Annotated in this window: 20 protein-coding genes; 2 read left to right on the plus strand and 18 right to left on the minus strand. The window is 71.9% G+C overall.

From position 1 onward, the window contains the following. Nucleotides 1-28: 28 nt before the first annotated feature. The 12 genes from J7I94_RS01170 to J7I94_RS01225 all read right to left on the minus strand — a co-directional run bounded on the left by J7I94_RS01170 (nucleotide 29) and on the right by J7I94_RS01225 (nucleotide 8,223). Nucleotides 29-337: a DUF2469 domain-containing protein gene (locus J7I94_RS01170; protein WP_003965949.1), complete on the minus strand. Its 309-nt coding sequence runs from the start codon at nucleotides 335-337 to the stop codon at nucleotides 29-31. Between the two features lie 56 nt (nucleotides 338-393). Next, the gene (locus J7I94_RS01175) at nucleotides 394-906 is read right to left on the minus strand and encodes an NUDIX hydrolase (RefSeq protein ID WP_215164572.1); all 513 of its coding nucleotides are present in this window, start codon (nucleotides 904-906) and stop codon (nucleotides 394-396) included. 34 nt (nucleotides 907-940) lie between these two features. Beyond that, entirely contained in the window at nucleotides 941-1,711 is a 771-nt protein-coding gene (gene lepB / locus J7I94_RS01180; protein ID WP_215164530.1) for a signal peptidase I, read from the minus strand. 65 nt (nucleotides 1,712-1,776) lie between these two features. Beyond that, nucleotides 1,777-2,640: a signal peptidase I gene (gene lepB, locus J7I94_RS01185; RefSeq protein ID WP_308114472.1), complete on the minus strand. Its 864-nt coding sequence runs from the start codon at nucleotides 2,638-2,640 to the stop codon at nucleotides 1,777-1,779. Nucleotides 2,641-2,779: 139 nt separating this feature from the next. Then, nucleotides 2,780-3,943, minus strand: a complete 1,164-nt coding sequence (lepB, locus tag J7I94_RS01190) for a signal peptidase I (protein WP_215164532.1) — start codon at nucleotides 3,941-3,943, stop codon at nucleotides 2,780-2,782. Beyond that, the gene (lepB, locus tag J7I94_RS01195) at nucleotides 3,936-4,760 is read right to left on the minus strand and encodes a signal peptidase I (RefSeq protein WP_215164533.1); all 825 of its coding nucleotides are present in this window, start codon (nucleotides 4,758-4,760) and stop codon (nucleotides 3,936-3,938) included. Before lepB (J7I94_RS01195) ends, lepB (J7I94_RS01190) begins: the two co-directional genes overlap by 8 nt. A gap of 45 nt (nucleotides 4,761-4,805) precedes the next feature. Next, nucleotides 4,806-5,156 carry a 50S ribosomal protein L19 gene (rplS, locus tag J7I94_RS01200; protein WP_070022289.1) on the minus strand — a complete coding sequence of 117 codons (351 nt, stop codon included), beginning with the start codon at nucleotides 5,154-5,156 and terminating at the stop codon, nucleotides 4,806-4,808. 137 nt (nucleotides 5,157-5,293) lie between these two features. Further along, on the minus strand, nucleotides 5,294-6,127 hold the full coding sequence (gene trmD / locus J7I94_RS01205; RefSeq protein ID WP_215164534.1) for a tRNA (guanosine(37)-N1)-methyltransferase TrmD: 834 nt from the start codon (nucleotides 6,125-6,127) through the stop codon (nucleotides 5,294-5,296). Next, nucleotides 6,124-6,675, minus strand: a complete 552-nt coding sequence (gene rimM, locus J7I94_RS01210) for a ribosome maturation factor RimM (protein ID WP_215164535.1) — start codon at nucleotides 6,673-6,675, stop codon at nucleotides 6,124-6,126. Before rimM ends, trmD begins: the two co-directional genes overlap by 4 nt. A 94-nt stretch (nucleotides 6,676-6,769) precedes the next feature. Continuing rightward, nucleotides 6,770-7,009: an RNA-binding protein gene (locus J7I94_RS01215; protein WP_189419670.1), complete on the minus strand. Its 240-nt coding sequence runs from the start codon at nucleotides 7,007-7,009 to the stop codon at nucleotides 6,770-6,772. A gap of 2 nt (nucleotides 7,010-7,011) precedes the next feature. Then, complete coding sequence (rpsP, locus tag J7I94_RS01220) at nucleotides 7,012-7,431, minus strand: 30S ribosomal protein S16 (protein WP_215164536.1); 420 nt, start codon at nucleotides 7,429-7,431, stop codon at nucleotides 7,012-7,014. 195 nt (nucleotides 7,432-7,626) lie between these two features. Continuing rightward, nucleotides 7,627-8,223 (minus strand): hypothetical protein, encoded by a 597-nt coding sequence (locus J7I94_RS01225; RefSeq protein ID WP_215164537.1) that lies wholly within the window; start codon nucleotides 8,221-8,223, stop codon nucleotides 7,627-7,629. A gap of 606 nt (nucleotides 8,224-8,829) precedes the next feature. On the opposite strand from J7I94_RS01225, the gene J7I94_RS01230 reads away from it, so the two are divergent. Continuing rightward, entirely contained in the window at nucleotides 8,830-9,705 is an 876-nt protein-coding gene (locus J7I94_RS01230) for an SAM-dependent methyltransferase (RefSeq protein ID WP_215164538.1), read from the plus strand. Between the two features lie 16 nt (nucleotides 9,706-9,721). Here the strand turns inward: J7I94_RS01230 and ftsH are convergent, their stop codons facing one another. From ftsH to J7I94_RS01260, 6 genes are all read right to left on the minus strand, one after another. Beyond that, nucleotides 9,722-11,668 (minus strand): ATP-dependent zinc metalloprotease FtsH, encoded by a 1,947-nt coding sequence (gene ftsH, locus J7I94_RS01235; protein WP_215164539.1) that lies wholly within the window; start codon nucleotides 11,666-11,668, stop codon nucleotides 9,722-9,724. A 124-nt stretch (nucleotides 11,669-11,792) separates the two neighbouring features. Then, the gene (gene ffh, locus J7I94_RS01240) at nucleotides 11,793-13,343 is read right to left on the minus strand and encodes a signal recognition particle protein (RefSeq protein WP_215164540.1); all 1,551 of its coding nucleotides are present in this window, start codon (nucleotides 13,341-13,343) and stop codon (nucleotides 11,793-11,795) included. A 109-nt stretch (nucleotides 13,344-13,452) separates the two neighbouring features. Beyond that, complete coding sequence (locus J7I94_RS01245; RefSeq protein ID WP_215164541.1) at nucleotides 13,453-15,930, minus strand: [protein-PII] uridylyltransferase; 2,478 nt, start codon at nucleotides 15,928-15,930, stop codon at nucleotides 13,453-13,455. A 26-nt stretch (nucleotides 15,931-15,956) separates the two neighbouring features. Then, nucleotides 15,957-16,295, minus strand: a complete 339-nt coding sequence (locus J7I94_RS01250; protein WP_215164542.1) for a P-II family nitrogen regulator — start codon at nucleotides 16,293-16,295, stop codon at nucleotides 15,957-15,959. Then, nucleotides 16,292-17,635 (minus strand): ammonium transporter, encoded by a 1,344-nt coding sequence (locus J7I94_RS01255; RefSeq protein WP_215164543.1) that lies wholly within the window; start codon nucleotides 17,633-17,635, stop codon nucleotides 16,292-16,294. The genes J7I94_RS01250 and J7I94_RS01255 overlap by 4 nt, the downstream gene beginning before the upstream one ends. A gap of 316 nt (nucleotides 17,636-17,951) precedes the next feature. Beyond that, a complete protein-coding gene (locus J7I94_RS01260) occupies nucleotides 17,952-19,454 on the minus strand; it encodes a hypothetical protein (protein ID WP_215164544.1) in 1,503 nt (500 codons plus the stop codon). A 446-nt stretch (nucleotides 19,455-19,900) separates the two neighbouring features. Here J7I94_RS01260 and J7I94_RS01265 point away from each other — a divergent pair, with 446 nt between their 5' ends. Then, nucleotides 19,901-20,566, plus strand: coding sequence for a bifunctional DNA primase/polymerase (locus J7I94_RS01265; RefSeq protein WP_215164545.1), 666 nt, complete (start codon nucleotides 19,901-19,903; stop codon nucleotides 20,564-20,566). The last annotated feature ends 14 nt before the right edge of the window (nucleotides 20,567-20,580 follow it).

A 20,580-nucleotide genomic window follows, 5' to 3' on the forward strand; every position in this document is an offset into this window, starting at 1 on the left:
TCACCCCCGCGGGTGAGGTACGGACGCGTCACCCGCCCGGCAGCTCCAGATCGCTCTTGTTCAGCTCCTCAATGTTCACGTCCTTGAACGTGAGGACCCGCACCTGCTTCACGAACCGAGCCGGCCGGTACATGTCCCACACCCAGGCGTCCGCCATGGACACCTCGAAGAACACCTCTCCCTGGACCGAGTGCACCTGCATCTCGTAGTCATTGGTCAGGTAGAAGCGCCGCTCGGTCTCGATCACGTATTTGAACAGACCGACGACGTCTCGATACTCCCGATAGAGCTTCAGCTCCATCTCGGTCTCGTATTTCTCGAGGTCCTCGGCGCTCATGGCATGTTCCCCTTCAGCCGTGCGATCCCACCATTGTGCGCCAGGTCCGTGAACCGCTAGACGATTTCGGTGTCAAGGGTCACCGGCCCGGCCGGTGGACCCTCGTCGAGCAGCGTGCGCAGCAGCTCGGCGAGTCTGGTCGGGTACACCGTCTCACGGGCCCGTGCCAGTTCCCGGCACGTCCACCAGCGCGCTCCCGCCACACTGCGCCGCTCCAGCTCGGTCAGCGCGGTGGCCGCGGTCGCGGTCTGGGTGGTGCGGGCCAGGTAGTACCACTCGTCCTGGTCCCAGCGGCGGCCGGCGAACGGGAAGGAGCAGCGGCGCCGCCACAGCACCGGCCCGAGGTCGATCTCGGTGATGCCGGTCTCCTCGGCGAGTTCCCTGCGGGCTGCCTCCTCGCGGGTCTCGTCGCCCTCCACACCGCCGCCCGGGGTGAACCACCAGTCGTCGGCCGGATCGTCCGGCTCGTGGCCGTGGAGCAGCAGGACACGGTCCTCGGGGTCCAGGAGCACGACCCGGGCCACCTTGCGCAGGCCGCCGGTGTACGTGTCCGCGGCGGGCGCCGGCAGCCCCGGTTCCGCCGCTGAGCCGACACGCTCCGCCTCAGCGGACACCGTCGGATCCCGTCCGGGCGCGGGAGCGGGCCGCCCGCTGGGCCACGGGCCCGTAGGCGGCCCCGGCGAGGATCAGCACGACCCCGGCGGCCACCGCCCCGAGGACGAGGCGCAGCGGGCCGGGCGGGGACAGGGCGCCGAGTTCCGCGAAACCGGACGGGCGGGGCAGCATGCCGTCCAGCGGCCAGACGACGGCCTCGACCCGGGCGTCCACGGCGGAGCGCGCCACGGTGCCGCCCGCCGCGTCGGTCAGGTGGGCGGTGGAGTCCAGCGAGGTACGGCGCTCGTCGCCGAGCAGGAACAGGCGTCCCTCGGGGACGGTGACGCCGGCGAAGTGACTGCTCTCGGCAGCCGTCCCGGAGGGCAGGTACGGCTCGTCCATCTCCTTGCCGTTGACCTTGAGCTTGCCGTCCTGGCAGCAGGAGACGGTGTCACCGCCGACCGCGACCACGCGCTTGACCATGGGGCTGTCGGCCCAGGTGGCGTCCCTGAAGACGACCACGTCACCGCGGCGCACGTCGGTGCCGTCGACGCGCTCGGCCAGTATCCGGTCACCGGCGCCGACGGTCGGTGTCATCGAGTCGGTGGGCACGGTGTACGGCTGGTAGACCACCGCTCCCCAGACGAACCCGCCGAGGAACAGCACCAGCCCCAGCGCGACGACGAGACCGGACAGTCGCTGCCCGGTCCGGCTGCCGGCCGGGCCCGTGGTCGCACCGCTCCCGCGCGGGGCCGTGTCTGTCGTGCTCTCGCCACCCATGGATCCGCACCCTACCCGGCGGACCCGGGGCGGTCAGCCCCGCGGATCCCCGGCACGGGGACTCTTCAGCGCGTCTCGGCGGCGCCGGCCCGCCGACGCCGCCACAGGACGAACGGCACGGCTCCGGCCAGGGCCAGGCCCTGGGGCGCCACCGTCAGGGCGCCGGCGGCCGACGACGCGTCGTTCAGCGCGCTCTGGTCGAAGGTGTCCGGCACCGGAAGGGTGCTCCAGTGGTTGACCGGCCAGGCGACGACGATGGCGCGGCCGATGACCTCGTCCACCGGGACCATGCCGCTGTTCTTGTCGGACTGGTTGTACCGGGAGTCCCGCGAGTTCTGCCGGTGGTCGCCCATGACCCACAGGTAGCCCTCGGGCACCTTGACCTTGAACTGGCCGCCCTGGTCGTCGACGCTGCACGGCGTGTTGCCCGCGTAGACGTACGACGTCTCGTCCAGGGCCGTGCCGTTGACCTTGAGCGGGCCGGTGCCCTTGCACTCGACGGTGTCGCCGCCGACGCCGACGACGCGCTTGATGAGGTCCTTCTCCTCCGCGGACGGCATCAGGCCGATCCAGCTGAGGAACGTCTGCAGGGCGTTGGGGTCGGCCGTCGGCTCGCCCGCCAGCCAGTCGGCCGGGTCGTGGAAGACGACGACCTCGCCGCGCTCGGGTTCGGAGCCGAACCAGGGCGTGAGCTTGTCGACCAGGACGCGGTCACCGATGGTGAGGGTGTTCTGCATCGACGCCGAGGGGATCGAGAAGGCCTGCACCAGGAAGGTCTTGATCAGCAGCGCGAGCACCAGCGCGATGCCGATCAGGATGGGCAGTTCCTTCCAGAAGGAGCGCTGCTTCTTGGCCGGTTTGGCGGACGGGGGCGGTGCGTCGCCCTGCCGCCGGCCGCCGGTCCCGTTCGGGCCACCGGGACCGTTCACACCACCGCCGGAACCGTCCGGACCACCAGGCCCGCTCAGACCGCCGCCCGGACCGTCCGCGCCACCAGGTCCGCTCGGCCCACCAGGACCGTTCACACCACCGCCGGGACCGTTCAGCCCGCCAGGACCGTTCACACCGCTAGGGCTGCTCGAGCCCACCCGGCCGTCCGTCACCGCGCCGCCGTTCCCGTCCGTCCCGGCACCACTCCCGGGGGCCGGGGCCGCGTCCGTCGCCGGGGGGGCCGCATCCACGGGGCGCCCGCGGTCCTCCTCGCCACCGTGTCCGGACCGTGCGCCCACCGCCACATCCCCCACGCCAACTCCTTACTCCGTGCCGCCGCCTGCCCCTTGCACGGCGCAGGCCCACCACTCCCATAACGAGCGGGAGTTCCGCAGGGGTCGGGAGCTGGATCATCTCGTTCGAATTCTCGGGGGCCACACTATGCGACAGCGCGGGAGCGGCGGTCGTTCCGGAGGCCGCGTCGGCCACCGAGGCGAAGGTCTCCGGCTCCTCCAGGGTGCTCCAGTGCCCGAACGGCCAGGCGATCACCATGGCGCGGCCGACCACCTCGTCCTCGGAGACCGTCCCGGAGTCGGTGTCCTGGTGGTAGCGGGAGTCGGCGGAATTGGCGCGGTGGTCGCCCATCACCCACAGCCGCCCCTCGGGGACGGTCACGTCGAACCGGGTGTCGGAGGGGGCGTTGCCGGGATAGAGGTAGTCGTCCTCGTCGAGTGGGACGCCGTTGACGGTGATGCGGCCCTGGGTGTCGCAGCACTTGACCCGGTCGCCGCCGACCCCGACGACCCGTTTGATCAGGTCCTTCTCGTCGTCGGACGGCAGCAGGCCGATGAAGACCAGGGCCTCCTTGACCTGCTTGACGACGACGGGGTCGTCCTTCGTGGTGGTCTGCTCGTCCTGGAGCCAGCCGCCGGGGTCCCGGAAGACGACGACGTCCCCGCGCTGCGGCTCGGAACCGAACCAGGGCGTGAGCTTGTCGACCAGGACGCGGTCACCGATCTGGATCGTCTGCTCCATCGAGCCCGACGGGATCACGAAGGCCTGCACCAGGAACGTCTTCAGGACCAGCGCTATCACGACGGCGACCCCGACGAGGAGCGGTATCTCCTTGACGGCGCCGCGCCGGCGGCGCCGCTTGACCTTGCGCTGGAGCTTGCGCCGCTCGGCGCGACTGCGACCGCCGCCGGACGGGCCCGACGGGCCGGACGTACGCCGTGAGCCGGTCGGCAACAGGTTCTCCGCGGGGCTGCTGGGCGTCCCCCGGGGTTTGCCGCGGCTACCCATCCGAGTCCCCCGCGGCGGGCACGCGCGCGTAGGCGTCGGGACGGCCGAGGCCGGTGGTGTGCCCGAAGGGCCAGACGATCCAGTCGGCGCGGCCGGTCACGTCGTCCACCGGGACCATGCCGCCGCCGGGCGAGCCCAGGTGGTCGCGGGAGTCGCTGGAGCGGGCGCGGTGGTCGCCGAGGACGAAGAGGGTGCCGTCGGGCACCACGACGTCGAAGCGGACCGTGGAGGGGCTGTCCCCGGGATACAGGAAGGCCGACTCGTCGACCGACCGGCCGTTCACCTGGACCCTCCCCTCCTCGTCGCAGCAGACCACGTGGTCCCCTCCCACGCCGACGACCCGTTTGATGTAGTCACCGGCACCGAAGGTCCCGGTGCCGTCGAACACCACGATGTCGCCCCGCTGCGGCCCGGCACCGAAACGGTACGCCAACTTGTTTACGAGAACGCGGTCGCCGATCCTCAATCCGCGCTCCATGGAACCGCTCGGAATCCGGAACGGCTGGAGCACGAAGGCGGAGAGCAGCAGCAGGAACACCAGGCAGGCCAGCAGGGTCAGGGTGATCCACCCGCCCGGCACCCACGCGGCGACCCCGCCCGAGTCCACGGAAGGCGACCGTCCGCCCCGGTCCCCAGCGCCCGGCCGTCCACCCCGTGCCGCAGGACCCGGCCGTCCACCCGGGTTCACGGAACGCGACCGGCTGCCCGGGAACGCGAAACGCGACCGTCCCTCCCGGGCCTTCGGATCCGGGGGTGTCCCGGAGTCGGAGGGGTGGGAGGAGCGGTCGCGCTCCGTCGGCTGTGTTTCGCTGTCCATCGGAGCCAGATGCTATCCGGCTCCGATGTGGACCTCGAAGTGCGCTCAGCTCTCGCGCTTCTCCTTGATCTTCGCGGCCTTGCCGCGCAGCTCACGGAGGTAGTACAGCTTGGCGCGACGGACGTCACCGCGGGTCACGAGCTCGATCTTCTCGACGATCGGGGTGTGCACCGGGAAGGTGCGCTCGACGCCGACGGAGAAGGAGACCTTGCGGACCGTGAAGGTCTCGCGCACGCCGGAGCCCTGGCGGCGGATCACGACGCCCTTGAACTGCTGCACACGCGAGCGGTTGCCCTCGATGACGCGGACGTGCACGTTGACCGTGTCGCCCGGACGGAAGGCGGGGATGTCGCTGCGCAGCGACGCGGCGTCGACGGTGTCGAGCAGGTGAGACATTTCGTCTGCTTTCCTCGCTGATGCCACAGGTCATCAACGGAAACTAGGTGTTTCGATGAATGAGCGTCGTGCGAGCCGGGCGGGCGTCGTCTCCCCCTGTGGCAGGGGCGCACGCCGGACGGGCGCACAACAGCGACCTATTCTTCCACGTCGGACGTCCTGCGCCAAAATCGGCCGTACGGCTCCCCCGCCGGGTCCGGCTGCCAGCCCAGGATGGAGAGCATCTCCCGGTCCTTCTTGTCGAAGGCCTTGGGGTCGCAGCGCTCGATCAGGTCGGGCCGGTGGGTGGTCGTGCGCTTGAGTGCCTCGTCGCGGCGCCAGCGGGCGATCTTCCCGTGGTGGCCGCTGAGCAGCACATCGGGGATGCCGCGCCCGCGCCACACCGGCGGCTTGGTGAGGACGGGGCCCTCCAGGAGGTTGGCCATGGCGCCGGGCGCGAAGGAGTCGTCGCGGTGGGACTCGGCGTTGCCGAGGACGCCGGGCAGCAGCCGGGCCACGGCCTCGGTGACGACCAGGACGGCCGCTTCGCCGCCGGCCAGCACGTAGTCGCCGATGGACACCTCGTAGACGTCCATCCGGGTCGCGTACTCGTCGATGACGCGGCGGTCGATGCCCTCGTAGCGGGCGGGGGTGAAGACCAGCCAGGGGCGCTCGGAGAGGTGGACGGCGAGTTCCTGGGTGAAGGGCCGGCCGCTGGGCGTGGGCACGATGAGGGCGGGCGCGTGGGAGCCCGTCTCGTAGCCGTCGGCGAGCACCGTGTCCAGCGCGTCGCCCCACGGCTCGGTCTTCATCACCATGCCGGGGCCGCCGCCGTAGGGGGTGTCGTCGACGGTGTTGTGCCGGTCGTAGGTCCAGGAGCGCAGGTCGTGGACGTGGACGTCCAGCTGTCCACGCGCGCGTGCCTTGCCGACCAGGGAGACGTTCAGCGGTTCCAGGTACTCGGGGAAGATCGTGACGACGTCGAGCCTCATGCGTCGGCGTCCTGGTCACGGGAGGAGGCGATCTCGGCCCGGTCGTCGATCAGCCCCGGCGGCGGGTCGATGACGGCCCGCTGCTCCTCCAGGTCGATCTCGGTGACGATCTCGGAGACGAACGGCACGTACACCTCGCTGCCGTCGGGCCGCTCCACCACGAAGAGGTCCTGGGTGGGCAGGTGGGAGATCTCGGTGATCCGGCCGACCTCGGTGCCGTCGGCGAGGACCACGTCGAGGTCCATCAGCTGGTGGTCGTAGTACTCGTCCTCCTCCTCGGGCAGCTCGTCCGGGTCGACCTCGGCGATGAGGAGGGTGTTGCGCAGGGCCTCGGCGCCGGTGCGGTCGGTGACGCCCTCGAAGCGCAGCAGGAGCCGGCCGCTGTGGACGCGGCCGGTGGCGATGGTGAGCGGCCCGGTGGCGGCGGGGTCGGTGGCCAGGACGGCGCCGGGCGCGAGCCGCAGCTCCGGTTCGTCGGTGCGGACCTCCACGGTGACCTCGCCCTTGATGCCATGGGCGCGGCCGATGCGAGCGACTACCAGCTGCACGGTGCTTGATCTCCTGATGTCGGATACGACTACGGGCCGGGGACGGCCCTTGAGCGGCCTTCCCCGGCCCGAGCCGGTGCTGCGTTGCGAAGCGTCAGCGGACGTGGTCCACGTCGACGAGGTCGACGCGGATGCCGCGGCCGCCGATGGCGCCCACGACGGTGCGCAGGGCGCGTGCGGTGCGGCCGTTGCGGCCGATCACCTTGCCGAGGTCGTCCGGGTGGACCCGGACCTCGAGCACGCGCCCGCGGCGCAGGGTGCGCGAGGCGACCTGCACATCGTCAGGGTTGTCGACGATGCCCTTCACGAGGTGCTCGAGAGCCTCCTCGAGCATGCTCAGGCCTCGGACGACGCGGACTCGGCGGCAGCCTCGTCCTTCTTGTCGGCCTTCTTCTTCTGGGTGATGGCCTCACCCTTGCCGTCGTCCTCGCCGCCGAAGGCGTCGAAGGACGGACGGGCCGGCTTCTCGGCGGCCACGAGCAGCGGAGCCGGGGCGGGCTCGCCCTTGAACTTCTGCCAGTCGCCGGTCTTCTTCAGGATGGCGAGCACGGGCTCGGTCGGCTGGGCGCCGACACCGAGCCAGTAGGCCACGCGCTCGGCGTCGACCTCCATCACCGACGGGTTGTACGTCGGGTGGTACTTGCCGATCTCCTCGATCGCACGGCCGTCACGGCGGGTGCGGGAGTCGGCGACGACGATGCGGTAGTGAGGCGAACGGATCTTGCCCAGACGCTTCAGCTTGATCTTGACTGCCACGGGAGTGGGTTCTCCTGGAATTGACGTGGTTGGGCACGGCGGAGATGCCGCGTGGGGTTGCGGTACCCGAGTGCCCGACGGACGCGTCAGCCGGAGGAGAGAGGGGTCCTGTGCGGCTGTCGAGTACAGCTAGCCATTGTGCCACACCCGGCGGCCCGCTTCCGGCCGAGGGTGTGGCACCGGGACGGCCGCCCTTCACCCGGCCGCCGCGCCCACCACCTCCGGGATGCGGAACGGCTTGCCGCAGCCGCCGCAGACGATCGGGGCCTGGGCGAGGACGGACGGGACGACCCGTACGTTGCGCCCGCAGTCACAGACCGCCTTCACCCGTACGCCGCCCCCGGAGGAGCCGTGCCGGGCGGCCGGGCCGCGGAAGGTGCGGGCGGAGTCGGTCGCGGTCGCCGCCGTGTGCGCCTTCAGGGCGCGCTGGAGGCGCTCGATCGTCGGACGGTAGCGGCGCTTGGCGTCGGGAGTGAGCGTGACCAGCGAGAAGCCGCTGCTGGGGTGCGGCTCCTCGGGATGGTCCAGGCCCAGCTCCTCGGCGATCGCGAGGAATCTGCGGTTGTGGTAGCGGCCGGCGCGGGATGTGTCGCGGACGCCGCGCGCGGCGGCGATGCCGTGGACTGCCTCATGGAGCAGTCGTTCGAAGGAGAGCTCGTGCCCGCAGGCGGACGACGACTCTCCGATCAGGGACTCGGGCGCGGCAAGATCGGGCAGCTCGGGGTGGTGCCGCTGAATATCGGCCCACGCCTGCGCCAGCTCTGCGGCGAGAACAGGTGGTGTCGTGCTCACGTAATGACAACGACCCGGGGTGCCCCTGTGTTCCTATTCCGGGGCATCCCAAATATTTTGCTCGTACCCGTCAGTATCCGTTGATGCGTCACGACGACGACGGGTGCGCTGATCTGCGGAGAAGCCGCACAGCTCGTACCAAGGTGGTGCGTAGTCCACCGTACGCGCCGGCGTGTAGTCCGGGTCCATGCGCCGGTGTGCGTGAGGTGTGCGCGGGCGCAAGAGACCTTTCGGCCGCCCTCGCGCCGGAAGGCCTTCCCTCAGTATGCCCGGGCGATGACGGCCAAGTTACCTGGTGCGTCACGGGCGTTCGGCACCGCCCCCGTCCGGGCGGCCAGACGCCCTACGGTCACGGTCCGCCGGTCGCCGCCCGTGGACCTTGACCGGAATCGCCTCGTGGGCGTGAAGCGGAGCCACCGGTTACCGGAATGTGAAATCTCGCCCCTTTCCGGGGGTTCGGGCCGAAGCGGGGCCCTCTACCACTGGACGCCACGGCGAGCCCGGAGTTTCCTGGCATACGGGGGGAGCGCGGGCGCATCTCACGGGGGCCACGTATTCGGAGCGATCGGGCACAGCGGCGACACTCGGCGATTGGGGCGCTTACCTATGACACCTACGCTCGTGCGGCAGAACCGGCCTCACGCGGGTGCGAAACCCCGCGTGGACCTGCGTGCACGCGCGCGTGACTGGTCCGAGATCCAGGAGCGGATGCTCGTACCGCTCTACGAGGCGGTCTACGAACGACTGGCCGTGGGACCCGGCACCCGCCTGCTCGGCCTGGGCTGCGGTTCCGGACTGGCCCTGCTGATGGCGGCCGCCCGGGGCGCCGCGGTCACCGGGGTGGACGCCGGCCGGGCCGAGCACCTGGCCCTGGCGCGCGAGCGGCTGCGGCCGCGGGCGTGGGACGCGCCGGCGGCCGGTGACGCGCGGGCACCCGGCGGCGCCCGGATCGTCGAGGGCTCGCCGCAGGAGGTGCGGCACGCGCGCGTACCGGCGTTCGGACTGGTGACGGCGTTCGAACCCATCGGGTGCCTCGCGGGTGACGCGGAGGGCACGGTCGAGCTGCTCGCGGAGGCGACCCCGCTGGCCGAGCGCGGGGCGGCCGTGGTGCTGGCCGGCTGGGGGCCGCCGGAGCGGTGTGCCACCTCGTCGGTGCTGCGGGTGGCCACCAAGCTCGCGGACCCGCTGCGCAGCCCGGGCAGCTGGCGCCCCGCCCTCCGTGACGACCTGGAGGAGGTCGCCCAGCGGGCCGGGCTGAAACCGGACGGCTCGGGCCGGGTGGCCTGCCCCTTCGGGTACGCCGACGCGGACAGCGCGCTGCGCGGCCTGCTGTCCACGGGCCTGTTCGACGCGGCGATCGGCGCCACCGACCAGGCTCAGGTGGACAAGGAGGTGACGGAGGCGCTCCATCCGCACCGGCGGCCGGACGGCACGGTGTGGATGCCGAACGTCTTCCGGTACCTGATCGCGCGCAAGCCCTGAGCACCGGGCCCTGGTCTCAGCTCTGCGGGGTGTCCTTGGCCGGCCGGCCGATCCCGGCGATGCGGTAGGCGTCCGACTCGTCCAGCGTCTCGCTCGCGAGCAGCGCCTCGGCCAGCGCGTCGAGCTGTCCGCGGTGCTCGCGCAGCTTGCGGCACGCCTCCTGGTAGCAGTCGTCGACGACCCGCCGCATCTCGCCGTCGATGACGTCCAGCGTCTCCGGGGCGGCGGCCAGTCCGTACGCCTGCTGGGCGTCGTCCGGCAGGGCGGACAGCCTGCCGACCTTCTCGCTCATGCCCCAGCGGCCCACCATGCCGCGGGCGATGCGGGTGACCTGTTCCAGGTCGTTCTCGGAGCCGGTGGTGATGACGCCGTAGACGACGTGCTCGGCCGCCATGCCGCCGAGCGCGCCGATGATCCGGCCGCGCAGGTACTCCTCGGTGTACGCGTACTTGTCCGAGTCCGGCGTCGACAGCGTCACCCCGAGCGCCCGGCCGCGCGGCACGATGGTGATCTTGCGGACCGGGTCGGCGCCGGGCTGGAGCATGCCCAGCAGGGCGTGCCCGCTCTCGTGGTACGCGGTGCGCCGCCGCTCCTCCTCGGGCATCACCAGGGGGCGTTCCGCGCCGAGCTGGACCTTCTCCAGGGCGTCGGAGAGGTCGGCGCGCGTCACCCGGTTCTGCTGCCGCTTGACGGCGAGCAGGGCGGCCTCGTTGGCGAGGTTGGCCAGTTCGGCGCCGGTCATGCCCGGGGTGGTGCGGGCGACCCGCGCGAGGTCCACGTCGTCGGCGAGCGGGATCTCGCGGGTGTGGATGCGCAGGATGGCCTCGCGGCCGCCGCGGTCGGGCGGGGAGACGGTGACGACCCGGTCGAAGCGGCCGGGGCGGGTCAGGGCGGGGTCGAGGATGTCGGCGCGGTTGGTGGCGGCGACGACGATCACGCCCTCGGCGCCGGAGAAGCCGTCCATCTCGGTGAGGATCTGGTTCAGGGTCTGTTCGCGCTCGTCGTGGCCGCCCATGCCGGAGCCGCCGGCCCGGGCCCGGCCGATGGTGTCGATCTCGTCGATGAAGATGATCGACGGCGCCACCTTGCGGGCCTCCGCGAACAGCTCCCGCACCCGGGAGGCGCCCACTCCGACGATCATCTCGATGAACTCGGAGGCCGACGCCGAGAAGAACGGCACCCCCGCCTCCCCCGCGACCGCCCGCGCCAGCAGCGTCTTGCCGGTACCGGGCGGGCCGGACAGCAGTACGCCCCGAGGCATCTTGGCGCCCATTCTCCGATAGGCGTCGGGGTTCTTCAGGAAGTCGACGACATCGCTCAGCTCGCCCTCGACCTCGTCGATGCCGGCCACGTCCGCGAACGTGGTGCGCTCCTGTCCCGGTTCCAGCTCGACCGGTTTCGGCGGCGCCTTGCGGCCGAGCATGCCGCCCGCGCCGCCGCCCAGGGCGCCCCGCATGCGCCGTGCGATGAACACCCACAGCACGACCAGGAGCAGCATCGGCGCCAGCGAGATCAGCAGGTTGGCGAGGGTGCCGCGGTGCTGGACGACCGGTTCGGCGGTCACCGTGACGTTGTTCTTGGTCAGGTCCGACCAGAGCTGATCGTCCGCGAAGGTCGGCCGCTCGGTCTGGAACTTGGTGTACGTCCCCTCGCCCTCGGGGTTGTCCCGGGCCTTCTTCAGCTGGCCCTGGATCGCGTCGCCCTTGGCGTAGATCTTGCTGACGTTGCCCTGGTCGACCTGCTCGCTGAACTCCGTGTACGAGATGGTCGGCTCGTCGCCCCCGTCGAAGAAGGACAGCACCAGGTTGGCGACGAGATAGACGACCAGCGCGGCGAGGACCAGGTTCCACCAGCCGCCCCGCAGCCGCCGTCCGCCGCCGGGGGGCTTCGGCGGCTCGGGAGGCGTGCCCTCGGTACGCCAGGGCGGCTCGGGGGCCTTGCGCGGCGGGGAGGGATGGGTCATATCCGGACGTTACGACAGGAAGGGCGCGTACGCCCGCGCGGGTACGTCACTGGGGGCGCCCCTTGCGCGAGGGGCGCCCCCAGTGACATACGGCCGGAAACCGGCGACGTACCGACCCGGCGGGTCAGCCCATGAACTTCTTGAACTCGTCCGGCAGCTCGAAGTCCTGGCCGCCCTGCTGCGGCAGGCCGAGGGCGCCGCCGTTCTGCGCGGCGGCGGCGCGGCGGGCCGCCTCCTCCTGCTCCTGCTGCTTGCGCTTCATCGGGTTGCCGGAGCGCTGCTTGCCCTTGGCCTTCTTCTGCTGCTTCTTCTGCCGGCCCGGACCGCCGCCCATGCCCGGCATCCCCGGCATGCCCGGCATGCCGCCGCCCTGGGCCATGCGGGACATCATCTTGCGGGCCTCGAAGAACCGCTCGACCAGGTTCTTCACCGCGCTGACGTCGACCCCGGAGCCCTTGGCGATACGGGCCCGGCGCGAGCCGTTGATGATCGTCGGCTCCTGGCGCTCGGCCGGGGTCATCGACTTGATGATGGCGGCCGTGCGGTCGACGTCCCGCTCGTCCAGGTTGTTGATCTGGTCCTTGATCTGCCCCATGCCGGGCAGCATGCCGAGCAGCTTGGAGATGGAGCCCATCTTCCTGACCTGCTCCATCTGGGCCAGGAAGTCGTCCAGGGTGAAGTCCTGGCCCTTCTTGGACGCCAGCTTGGAGGCCATCTTCTCGGCCTCTTCCTGGCTGAACGTCTTCTCCGCCTGCTCGATCAGGGTGAGCAGGTCACCCATGTCGAGGATGCGGGAGGCCATCCGGTCCGGGTGGAAGGCGTCGAAGTCCTCCAGCTTCTCGCCGTTGGAGGCGAACATGATCGGCTTGCCGGTCACCGAGGCGATCGACAGGGCGGCACCGCCGCGCGCGTCGCCGTCGAGCTTGGAGAGGACGACGCCGTCGAAGCCGACGCCGTCGCGGAACGCCTCGGCGGTGTTGACGGCGTCCTGGCCGATCATCGCGTCGACGACGAAGAGGATCTCGTCGGGCGAGACCGCGTCGCGGATGTCGGCGGCCTGCCGCATCAGCTCGGCGTCGATGCCGAGGCGGCCGGCGGTGTCGACGATGACCAGGTCGTGGACCTTGGACTTGGCGAACTCGATGGAGTCCTTGGCGACCTTGACCGGGTCACCGACGCCGTTGCCCGGCTCGGGGGCGTAGACCGCGACGCCGGCCCGCTCGGCGACGACGCTGAGCTGGTTGACGGCGTTGGGGCGCTGGAGGTCACAGGCGACCAGCAGCGGCGAGTGGCCCTGCTCCTTGAGCCAGCGGCCGAGCTTGCCCGCGAGGGTGGTCTTACCGGCGCCCTGGAGACCGGCCAGCATGATCACGGTGGGCGGCTGCTTGGCGAACCGCAGCCGGCGGGTCTCGCCGCCGAGGATCGTGACCAGTTCCTCGTTGACGATCTTGAGGACCTGCTGGGCCGGGTTGAGGGCCTTGGAGACCTCGGCGCCGAGCGACCTCTCCTTGACCTTCTTGATGAAGGCCCGGACGACCGGCAGGGCCACGTCCGCTTCCAGCAGCGCGATGCGGATCTCGCGGGCCGTGGCGTCGATGTCCGCCTCGGACAGCCGTCCCTTGCCGCGCAGGCTCTTGAAAGTGGCTGAGAGGCGGTCGGAGAGAGTATCGAACACGGCGGCGTAGGTCCTCGCGTCGGCGGTGGTGTGGGTCGCTCTCCAGGGTATCCGGCCCGGCGAGCAAATCGTCCCTGCCCGCTGCGGAGAGCGGACGGGGAGCGCGCGGTCACCCCCGCAGCAGCTCCTCCAGCCCGCGTGCGACCGACACCGCCTCCTCCCCCGGCAGCGGCCCGCCCTCGGCGGCGGTCACGTAGAACGCGTCGACGGCGTTGGACCCCAGCGTGCCGGCGTGCGCGCTGCGCACCCGCACCCCCGCCTCCTCCAGGCCCCGCCCGATGCGGAAGAGCAGCCCCGGCGCGTCCTGGGCCCGGACCTCGATCACCGTCGCGGAGCGGGAGGCCGCCGGGGCGACCGTCACCCGCGGCGGCGGCGCGACCACGCCCCGGCGGCGCGGATAGGCCGCGTCCCGTTCGGCGAGGCGGGCGGCGATGTCCAGGGAGCCGTCCAGCGCGCGGACCAGGTCGGCGCGGAGCCGGGCGGCCTGCGGCAGCGAGCCGTACTCGGCGGCGACCCGCCAGTCGAGGAGCAGGACGGAGCCGTCGACGCCGTCCGGCAGCGACAGGGAGCGCAGTTCGGCGGTGCGGACGGTCAGCCGGTGCACGGCGAGGACGCCGGCGACGGCGGGGAGCACGCCCGCCTGGTCGGGGACGGCGATCAGCAGTTCCACGCCGAGCGGCTCCTGCCCGCCCGACACCGAGCCCGACACCGAGCCCGACGCCGCGTCCGGCACCTCGGCCGGTGCCTCCGTCTGCGCGCGCAGCGCCAGCACCGGGCCGCCGGTGCGGAACGCCTCCAGGGCGAGCCGCTCCTGCTCGGCGGTGGGCGCGGCGGCCTCCGGGTCCTCCAGGGGGTCTCCGGAGAGCACCGCGGAGACCCGTTTGACCAGGTCGGCGACGAGGGAGCCGCGCCAGGCGGACCAGGCGGCGGGCCCGGTGGCGAGGGCGTCCGCCTCGGTGAGGGCGTGCAGCAGTTCCAGCGTGCTCTGGGTGCCGACCGCCTCCGCGACCGCCCGTACGGTGGCGGGGTCGTCGAGGTCGCGCCGGGTGGCGGTCTCGATGAGCAGCAGGTGGTGGCGTACGAGGGTGGCCAGGACGGCGGCGTCGGCGTGGTCGAAGCCGACGCGTACGGCCACGTCCTTGGCGATGATCTCGCCGGCCACCGAGTGGTCGCCGGGCCAGCCCTTGCCGATGTCGTGCAGCAGGGCGGCGACCAGCAGCAGGTCGGGGCGGTGGACGCGGCGGGTGAACGAGGAGGCGCGCACCGCCGTCTCGATGAGGTGCCGGTCGACGGTCCACACGTGCACGGCGTTGCGCTGGGGGCGGCAGCGCACCCGTTCCCAGTCGGGCAGCAGCCGGGTGATCAGGCCCTCGGCCTCCAGGGCTTCCCAGACCTCGACGGTGGGGCGGCCGGAGCCGAGCAGGGTGACGAGCTGCTCGCGGGCCTCGGCGGGCCAGGGCGTGGGCAGGGGGCGCACGGTGGCGGCGAGGCGGCGTACGGCGTGCAGGGAGAGCGGGAGACCGGACTGCGCGGCGGCGGCCGCGGCGCGCAGCGGGAGGACGGGGTCGCGTTCGGGGCGTGCGGCGCGGGCGAGCACCACCTCGCCGTCCTGTTCGACGACGCCCTCGGCGAGCGGGGAGCGCTCGGGCGCGGGTTTGCCGCCCCCCAGCATGGCGCGCAGCCGGGGTCTCACCGACCGGGCCCGCAGCACCCGGCCCACCTCGCGCCAGGTGACGTCACTGGCGTACGAGACGAGGCGCGCGGCCTCGTAGACCTGGCGGAGCAGGGTGTCGGCGTCGAGGAGGCCGAGTTCGGCGGCGACCTGGTCCTGCTCCTGCAAGGCCAGCCGGTCGGTGGCCCGGCCCGTCGTCAGGTGCAGGGCGTCGCGGACGTCGAGGAGGCGGCGGCGGGCGTCGGCGAGGCCCTCGCGCGGGGCGTCGGCGAGCCAGGAGGCGGCGACGGCGCGCAGGGCGGTGGCATCGCGCAGTCCGCCGCGCGCCTCCTTCAGGTCGGGTTCCAGCAGGTACTGCAGCTCGCCCTGGCGTTCGGCGCGCTCGGCGCAGAGTTCCTGGAGTTCGGGCAGGCGCTTGGGGGCCTGGTTGCGCCAGTCCGCGAGGATCGTCGTACGGAGCGCGGCGGTCAGGCCGAGGTCGCCGGCGAGGTGGCGGGCGTCGAGGAGGCCGAGGTGGACCTTGAGGTCGTCGCCGGCCGTCTTCCGTGCCTCGGCCGGTGTGCGGACCGAGTGGTCGAGGGCGAGACCGAGGTCCCAGACCGGGTACCAGAGGCGGTCTGCGAGGGCGGCGACCGCCTTGTCGTCGTGGCCGTCGTGCAGCAGGAGCAGGTCGAGGTCGCTGCGCGGGGAGAGTTCACCGCGCCCGTATCCGCCGACCGCGACCAGCGACACGCCCCGCAGTCCCTCGGCCGCCGGGTCGAAGAGGCCGGTGAGCCAGTCGTCGGTCAGCGCGGAGAGGGCGGAACGGCGCGGCGGCCCGGACCGCGCCCCCTCGGTGAGGAGGCGCAGCCGGGCCGCCGCGTAGCCGCTGGGTCCCGAGTCCTCTGTTTCGTTCGCCACGTCCGTGCTCGTCACCCAGCGACTCCTGTTCGTCTGTCGTGTCAGAGGGCGTCCGGGCCGCGCTCGCCGGTGCGGACCCGGACGGCCGTCTCGACGGGGACCGCCCAGACCTTGCCGTCACCGATCTTGCCGGTGCGGGCGGCCTTGACGACGACTTCGATGAGCTGTTCGGCGTCGTCGTCCTCGACCAGCACCTCGATGCGGATCTTGGGGACCAGGTCGACGGTGTACTCGGCGCCCCGGTAGACCTCGGTGTGGCCGCGCTGACGGCCGTAGCCGCTGGCCTCGGTGACGGTCAGGCCCTGTACTCCGAAGGCCTGGAGGGCTTCCTTGATCTCGTCGAGCCGGTGCGGCTTGACGACGGCGGTGATGAGCTTCATGCGTCCACCTTCTTGCTCTCGGCGCCGACGACGGTCGTGGGCAGGGCACTGGTGCGGGCGGCCCCGCCGCCGGCGCCGCTGAAGTCGTATGCGGTCTCGGCGTGCTCGGCCTGGTCGATGCCGGCCACCTCGACGTCCTCGGATACCCGCATGCCGATCGTCTTGTCCAGCAGGAAGGCGAGGACCGCGGAGACGACCAGGGAGTAGGCGAGGACGCCGAAGACACCGGCGCACTGCTTCCAGAACTGGTCGAGGCCGCCGCCGTAGAAGAGGCCCGCGACGTCGGACTGGCCCTTGCCGGTGGCGAAGAAGCCGATGAGCAGGGAGCCGAGGATGCCGCCGACCATGTGGACGCCGACGACGTCGAGGGAGTCGTCGTAGCCGAACTTGTACTTGAGGCCGACGGCCATGGCGCACAGGACACCGGCGATGACGCCGACCGCGATCGCGCCGAGCGGGGAGACCGCGCCGCCCGCCGGGGTGATGGCGACCAGGCCGGAGACCGCGCCGGAGGCGGCACCGAGGGTGGTGAAGGCGCCGTGCCGGATCTTCTCGTAGGCGAGCCAGCCGAGGACGGCGGCGCCGGTGGCGACCTGGGTGTTGACGAACATCAGCGCGCCGACGCCGTCGTCGTTGCCGAGCCAGGAGCCGGCGTTGAAGCCGAACCAGCCGAACCACAGCAGACCGGCGCCGAGCATGACCAGCGGCAGGTTGTGCGGGCGCATCGGGTCCTTCTTGAAGCCGACCCGCTTGCCGATGACGAGGATGACGCCGAGCGCCGCGGCACCGGCGTTGATGTGCACGGCCGTACCGCCGGCGAAGTCGATCACGCCCAGTTCGAAGGCCCAGCCGCCCGCGCCCCAGACCCAGTGGGCGACCGGGAAGTACACGATCGTGGCCCACAGGGCGATGAACAGCGCCCACGCCGTGAACTTCACGCGGTCCGCGAGGGCGCCGCTGATCAGGGCGGGGGTGAGGACGGCGAACATCAGCTGGAAGACCAGGAAGACGAAGACCGGGATGGTGTAGCCGTCCCACAGTTCCGTCAGGCCGATGTTGCTCAAGCCCACCCAGTCGGAGTTCCAGCCGATGACCGAGCCGGAGTCCGTGCCGAACGCCATGGAGAACCCGTACAGCACCCACAGGACGGTGACGATGCCAAGGCTGATGAAGCTCATCATCAGCATGTTCAGCGTGCTCTTGACCCGGACCATGCCCCCGTAGAAGAAGGCCAGGCCGGGGGTCATGAGCATCACCAGGGCGGAACAGATGAGCATGAACCCTGTGTTGGCGGCAGAGAGCGTCGGCGCCTCTGCGGCAAGGGTGATGGCTGGTGCCATCGGCGTCTCCTCGTCGTTGGTACGGCCCCGTGCGGGCGGAAGCCTGGGCGGAGTGAGGGGTGGGCCGGTTATGCGCCATGAGACTGGCGCAGCGCGGTTTCGTTGGGCGCCCCTCGTTGTTTCACCGCCGTGACGAAGACACCGTGCGTGTTACGCGTCGATGAACTGCCTGATCTCGGTACGGGCGATCGTTATCGTGGCGCAACCTGCACAGGCCGGCCGCGGCGGGCCCTCCGGTGACCTGGCGTGGGGGGAGCCGAGTCGGGCAGTTCGGGAGGGCCGGCCGCGGCCGGGGTTCGTGGGAATTCTCGGGGGTTCAGACCGCCTCGGCGGTCTCCGGGAGTTCCTTGGCGAGCAGCTCGGTGAGGTCGACGACGTCGGCCAGCTCGCCGAAGTCGCGTACGGCCGTGTCGACGGTCTTGCGGATACGGGTGTTGACGCGTTCGGAGCGGACCTTCTTGGCGATCCCGATGGCGTCGGTGGCGAGGGCGGCGCCCTGCTCGGGCTCGCGGCGCAACAGGTGCACGGTGGCCAGGCCGATCAGGTTGAGCGCGTAGGACCGCTGGTGCTCCTCGTCCTCGGCGAAGAGGCCGACGGCCTGTTTCATCAGGGGCTCGGCCAGTGAGGCGTAGGCGGGGCTGCGGCCGGCGACGTAGGCGAGGTCGCGGAAGGAGTGGCTGTTCTCGCCGTGCAGTTCGGCCGCGGAGAAGAAGCGGATCCAGTCGGGGTCCGGCTCGTCCCACTCGTCGGCGTCCGCGAAGATGTCCTCGGCCATCCGCACGGCCCGCTGGGTGCGTCCGGGCTGCCCCATGTTGGCGTAGGCGCGGGCCTCCATCGCATACAGCATGGACTGGGTGCGCGGACTCGCGCAGTCCCGGCTGCCGTACTGGGCGAGGTGGATCAGCTCCAGGGCGTCGTCGGGCCGGCCGAGGTGGATCATCTGGCGGCTCATGCTGGACAGGATGTACGAGCCGAGCGGCCGGTCCCCCGCCTCCTTGGCGGCGTGCAGCGCGAGCACGAAGTACTTCTGCGCGGTGGGCTGGAGCCCGACGTCGTACGACATCCAGCCGGCCAGCTCGGCCAGCTCGGCGGCGACCTTGAACAGCTTGAGGCGGGTGGCCTCCGGCTGGGGTTCCTGGAGGAGGTCGGTCACCTCGTGCAGCTGGCCGACGACCGCCTTGCGGCGCAGACCGCCGCCGCACTGGGCGTCCCACCGCCGGAACATCACGGTGGTGGTCTCCAGCAGGTCCAGCTCGGGCTTGGACAGCCGGCCCCGGGCGCGCCCGGCGGGCACCGGCTCGGGGTCCGGCGCGGTGGGCGGGGGCGTGGGCACGAGCCAGCGCTGCATGGGTTCGATGAGGGACGGGCCCGCGGAGAGGGCCAGCGAGGTCCCGAGGAAGCCGCGCCGCGCCAGCATCAGGTCGCTGCGCGAGAACTCGCTGAGCAGGGCCACGGTCTGCGGGCCCGTCCAGGGCAGGTCGACGCCGGTCGCGGAGGGTGTCGGGCGGCCGGTGCGCAGGCCCAGGTCCTCGACGGAGACGACGACGCCGAAGCGCTCGGAGAACAGCTCCGAGAGGATTTTCGGGATCGGCTCGCGGGGGTTCTCGCCGTCCAGCCAGCGGCGTACGCGGGAGGTGTCGGTGGAGATGTGTTTGGCGCCCAGCCGGCGTGCCTGGCGGTTGACCTGGCGGGCCAGCTCGCCCTTCGACCAGCCGCTGCGCACGAACCACGAGGTGAGCAACTCGTTGGGACGCTTGTCGGCGTGCCCGGGGTGTTCAGCGTCCCCAGCGCTCGTTCCGCCGCCACCGTTGCCGCTCACTGGAACGCCCCCATCCCTCAAGACCACCTGTCGCCGAGTGCGCCAAGCCCTATCAGGATGCCGGTGTTCGGACCGTCCGTCCCAGAGTTGTCACTCTTCGAACGGAAAGCCGAGTTGCCTCCGGCATACCCACGTGCGCATGGGCCCCCAGGTGCCATGAACACAAAGTAATTTCACGATCACGCATACGGCCATGGCGATTCCACAAACGCCACCATTCGCCACCCCTTCGAATGAACTCGCGGCGCGGGCCTCGCGATTCACTTGACATCAGCCACTCGGGAGTGGGTGCAACGGAGCACGGCAGGGGCGTGCGCCGCCAGGCGCACCACCCGGGATGCTTCCAGGCGCCGTCTGAAACGCTCGGCACTGGGGAGGTGGGAACACAGAGTCACCGCGCGCACCCACTTCGTAACCACCGGTGCGCCGAACCCGTTGGAGGGGGCATGGGCTTCACGATCGGCAGCAGTCGGGGGATTCGCGACCTCCGGACCGCCGCGCGGCGCCGCGGCCGCCCGTCGGAGTGCACGGCCGTGGCCGAGTTCACCGGCCTGTGGGGGTGGGACGCGGTGCCGGGGGCACGGGCCGCCGCGGGCGCCTGCTCCTGCGGCCGCGCCGACTGCCCGGCGCCGGGCGCGCACCCGCTGGACTTCGCGCCCGAGGTGCCCGCCGGATCGACGCTGGACGAGGTGAGCGAGGCGTGGGCGCGGTTCCCGGGCGCCTCGGTGATGCTGCCGGTCGGCCGGACGTTCGACGTGATCGAGGTGGCCGAGCCCGCGGGCTGCCGGGCGCTGGCCCGGCTGGAGCGCATGGGGCTGCCGGTCGGCCCGGTCACGGCGACCCCGCAGGGCCGCGCCCACTTCTTCGTCGCCCCCGGCGGCGCCGCCGAGCTGCCCCGGCTGCTCTACCGGATGGGCTGGGACGCGCCCTCCGCCCTCGATCTGCGCGGCCTCGGCCGGGGCGCGCACATCACCGCCCCGCCCTCCGACCGCGGCGGCCGGGGCCCGGTGCGGTGGCTGCGCCCACCGGCCCTGGACTCGGCGACCCGGCCCCCGGAGGCGCGGCTGCTGCTGGGGACCCTGGCGTACGTGGCGCACCGGTCCCGGGGGTAGCGGCGGCGGTCGCC

Origin of the sequence: Streptomyces sp. ISL-12 (genome assembly GCF_018614415.1) — a bacterium.
GTDB lineage: Bacteria > Actinomycetota > Actinomycetes > Streptomycetales > Streptomycetaceae > Streptomyces.

Coding starts and splice junctions, on each gene's coding strand:
- J7I94_RS01170 (WP_003965949.1), bottom strand. CDS start 337: ATGAGCGCCGAGGACCTCGAGAAATACGAGACCGAGATGGAGCTGAAG.
- lepB (WP_215164530.1), bottom strand. CDS start 1,711: ATGGGTGGCGAGAGCACGACAGACACGGCCCCGCGCGGGAGCGGTGCG.
- lepB (WP_215164532.1), bottom strand. CDS start 3,943: ATGGGTAGCCGCGGCAAACCCCGGGGGACGCCCAGCAGCCCCGCGGAG.
- lepB (WP_215164533.1), bottom strand. CDS start 4,760: ATGGACAGCGAAACACAGCCGACGGAGCGCGACCGCTCCTCCCACCCC.
- rplS (WP_070022289.1), bottom strand. CDS start 5,156: ATGTCTCACCTGCTCGACACCGTCGACGCCGCGTCGCTGCGCAGCGAC.
- trmD (WP_215164534.1), bottom strand. CDS start 6,127: ATGAGGCTCGACGTCGTCACGATCTTCCCCGAGTACCTGGAACCGCTG.
- J7I94_RS01215 (WP_189419670.1), bottom strand. CDS start 7,009: ATGCTCGAGGAGGCTCTCGAGCACCTCGTGAAGGGCATCGTCGACAAC.
- J7I94_RS01230 (WP_215164538.1), top strand. CDS start 8,830: ATGACACCTACGCTCGTGCGGCAGAACCGGCCTCACGCGGGTGCGAAA.
- ftsH (WP_215164539.1), bottom strand. CDS start 11,668: ATGACCCATCCCTCCCCGCCGCGCAAGGCCCCCGAGCCGCCCTGGCGT.
- J7I94_RS01250 (WP_215164542.1), bottom strand. CDS start 16,295: ATGAAGCTCATCACCGCCGTCGTCAAGCCGCACCGGCTCGACGAGATC.
- J7I94_RS01255 (WP_215164543.1), bottom strand. CDS start 17,635: ATGGCACCAGCCATCACCCTTGCCGCAGAGGCGCCGACGCTCTCTGCC.
- J7I94_RS01265 (WP_215164545.1), top strand. CDS start 19,901: ATGGGCTTCACGATCGGCAGCAGTCGGGGGATTCGCGACCTCCGGACC.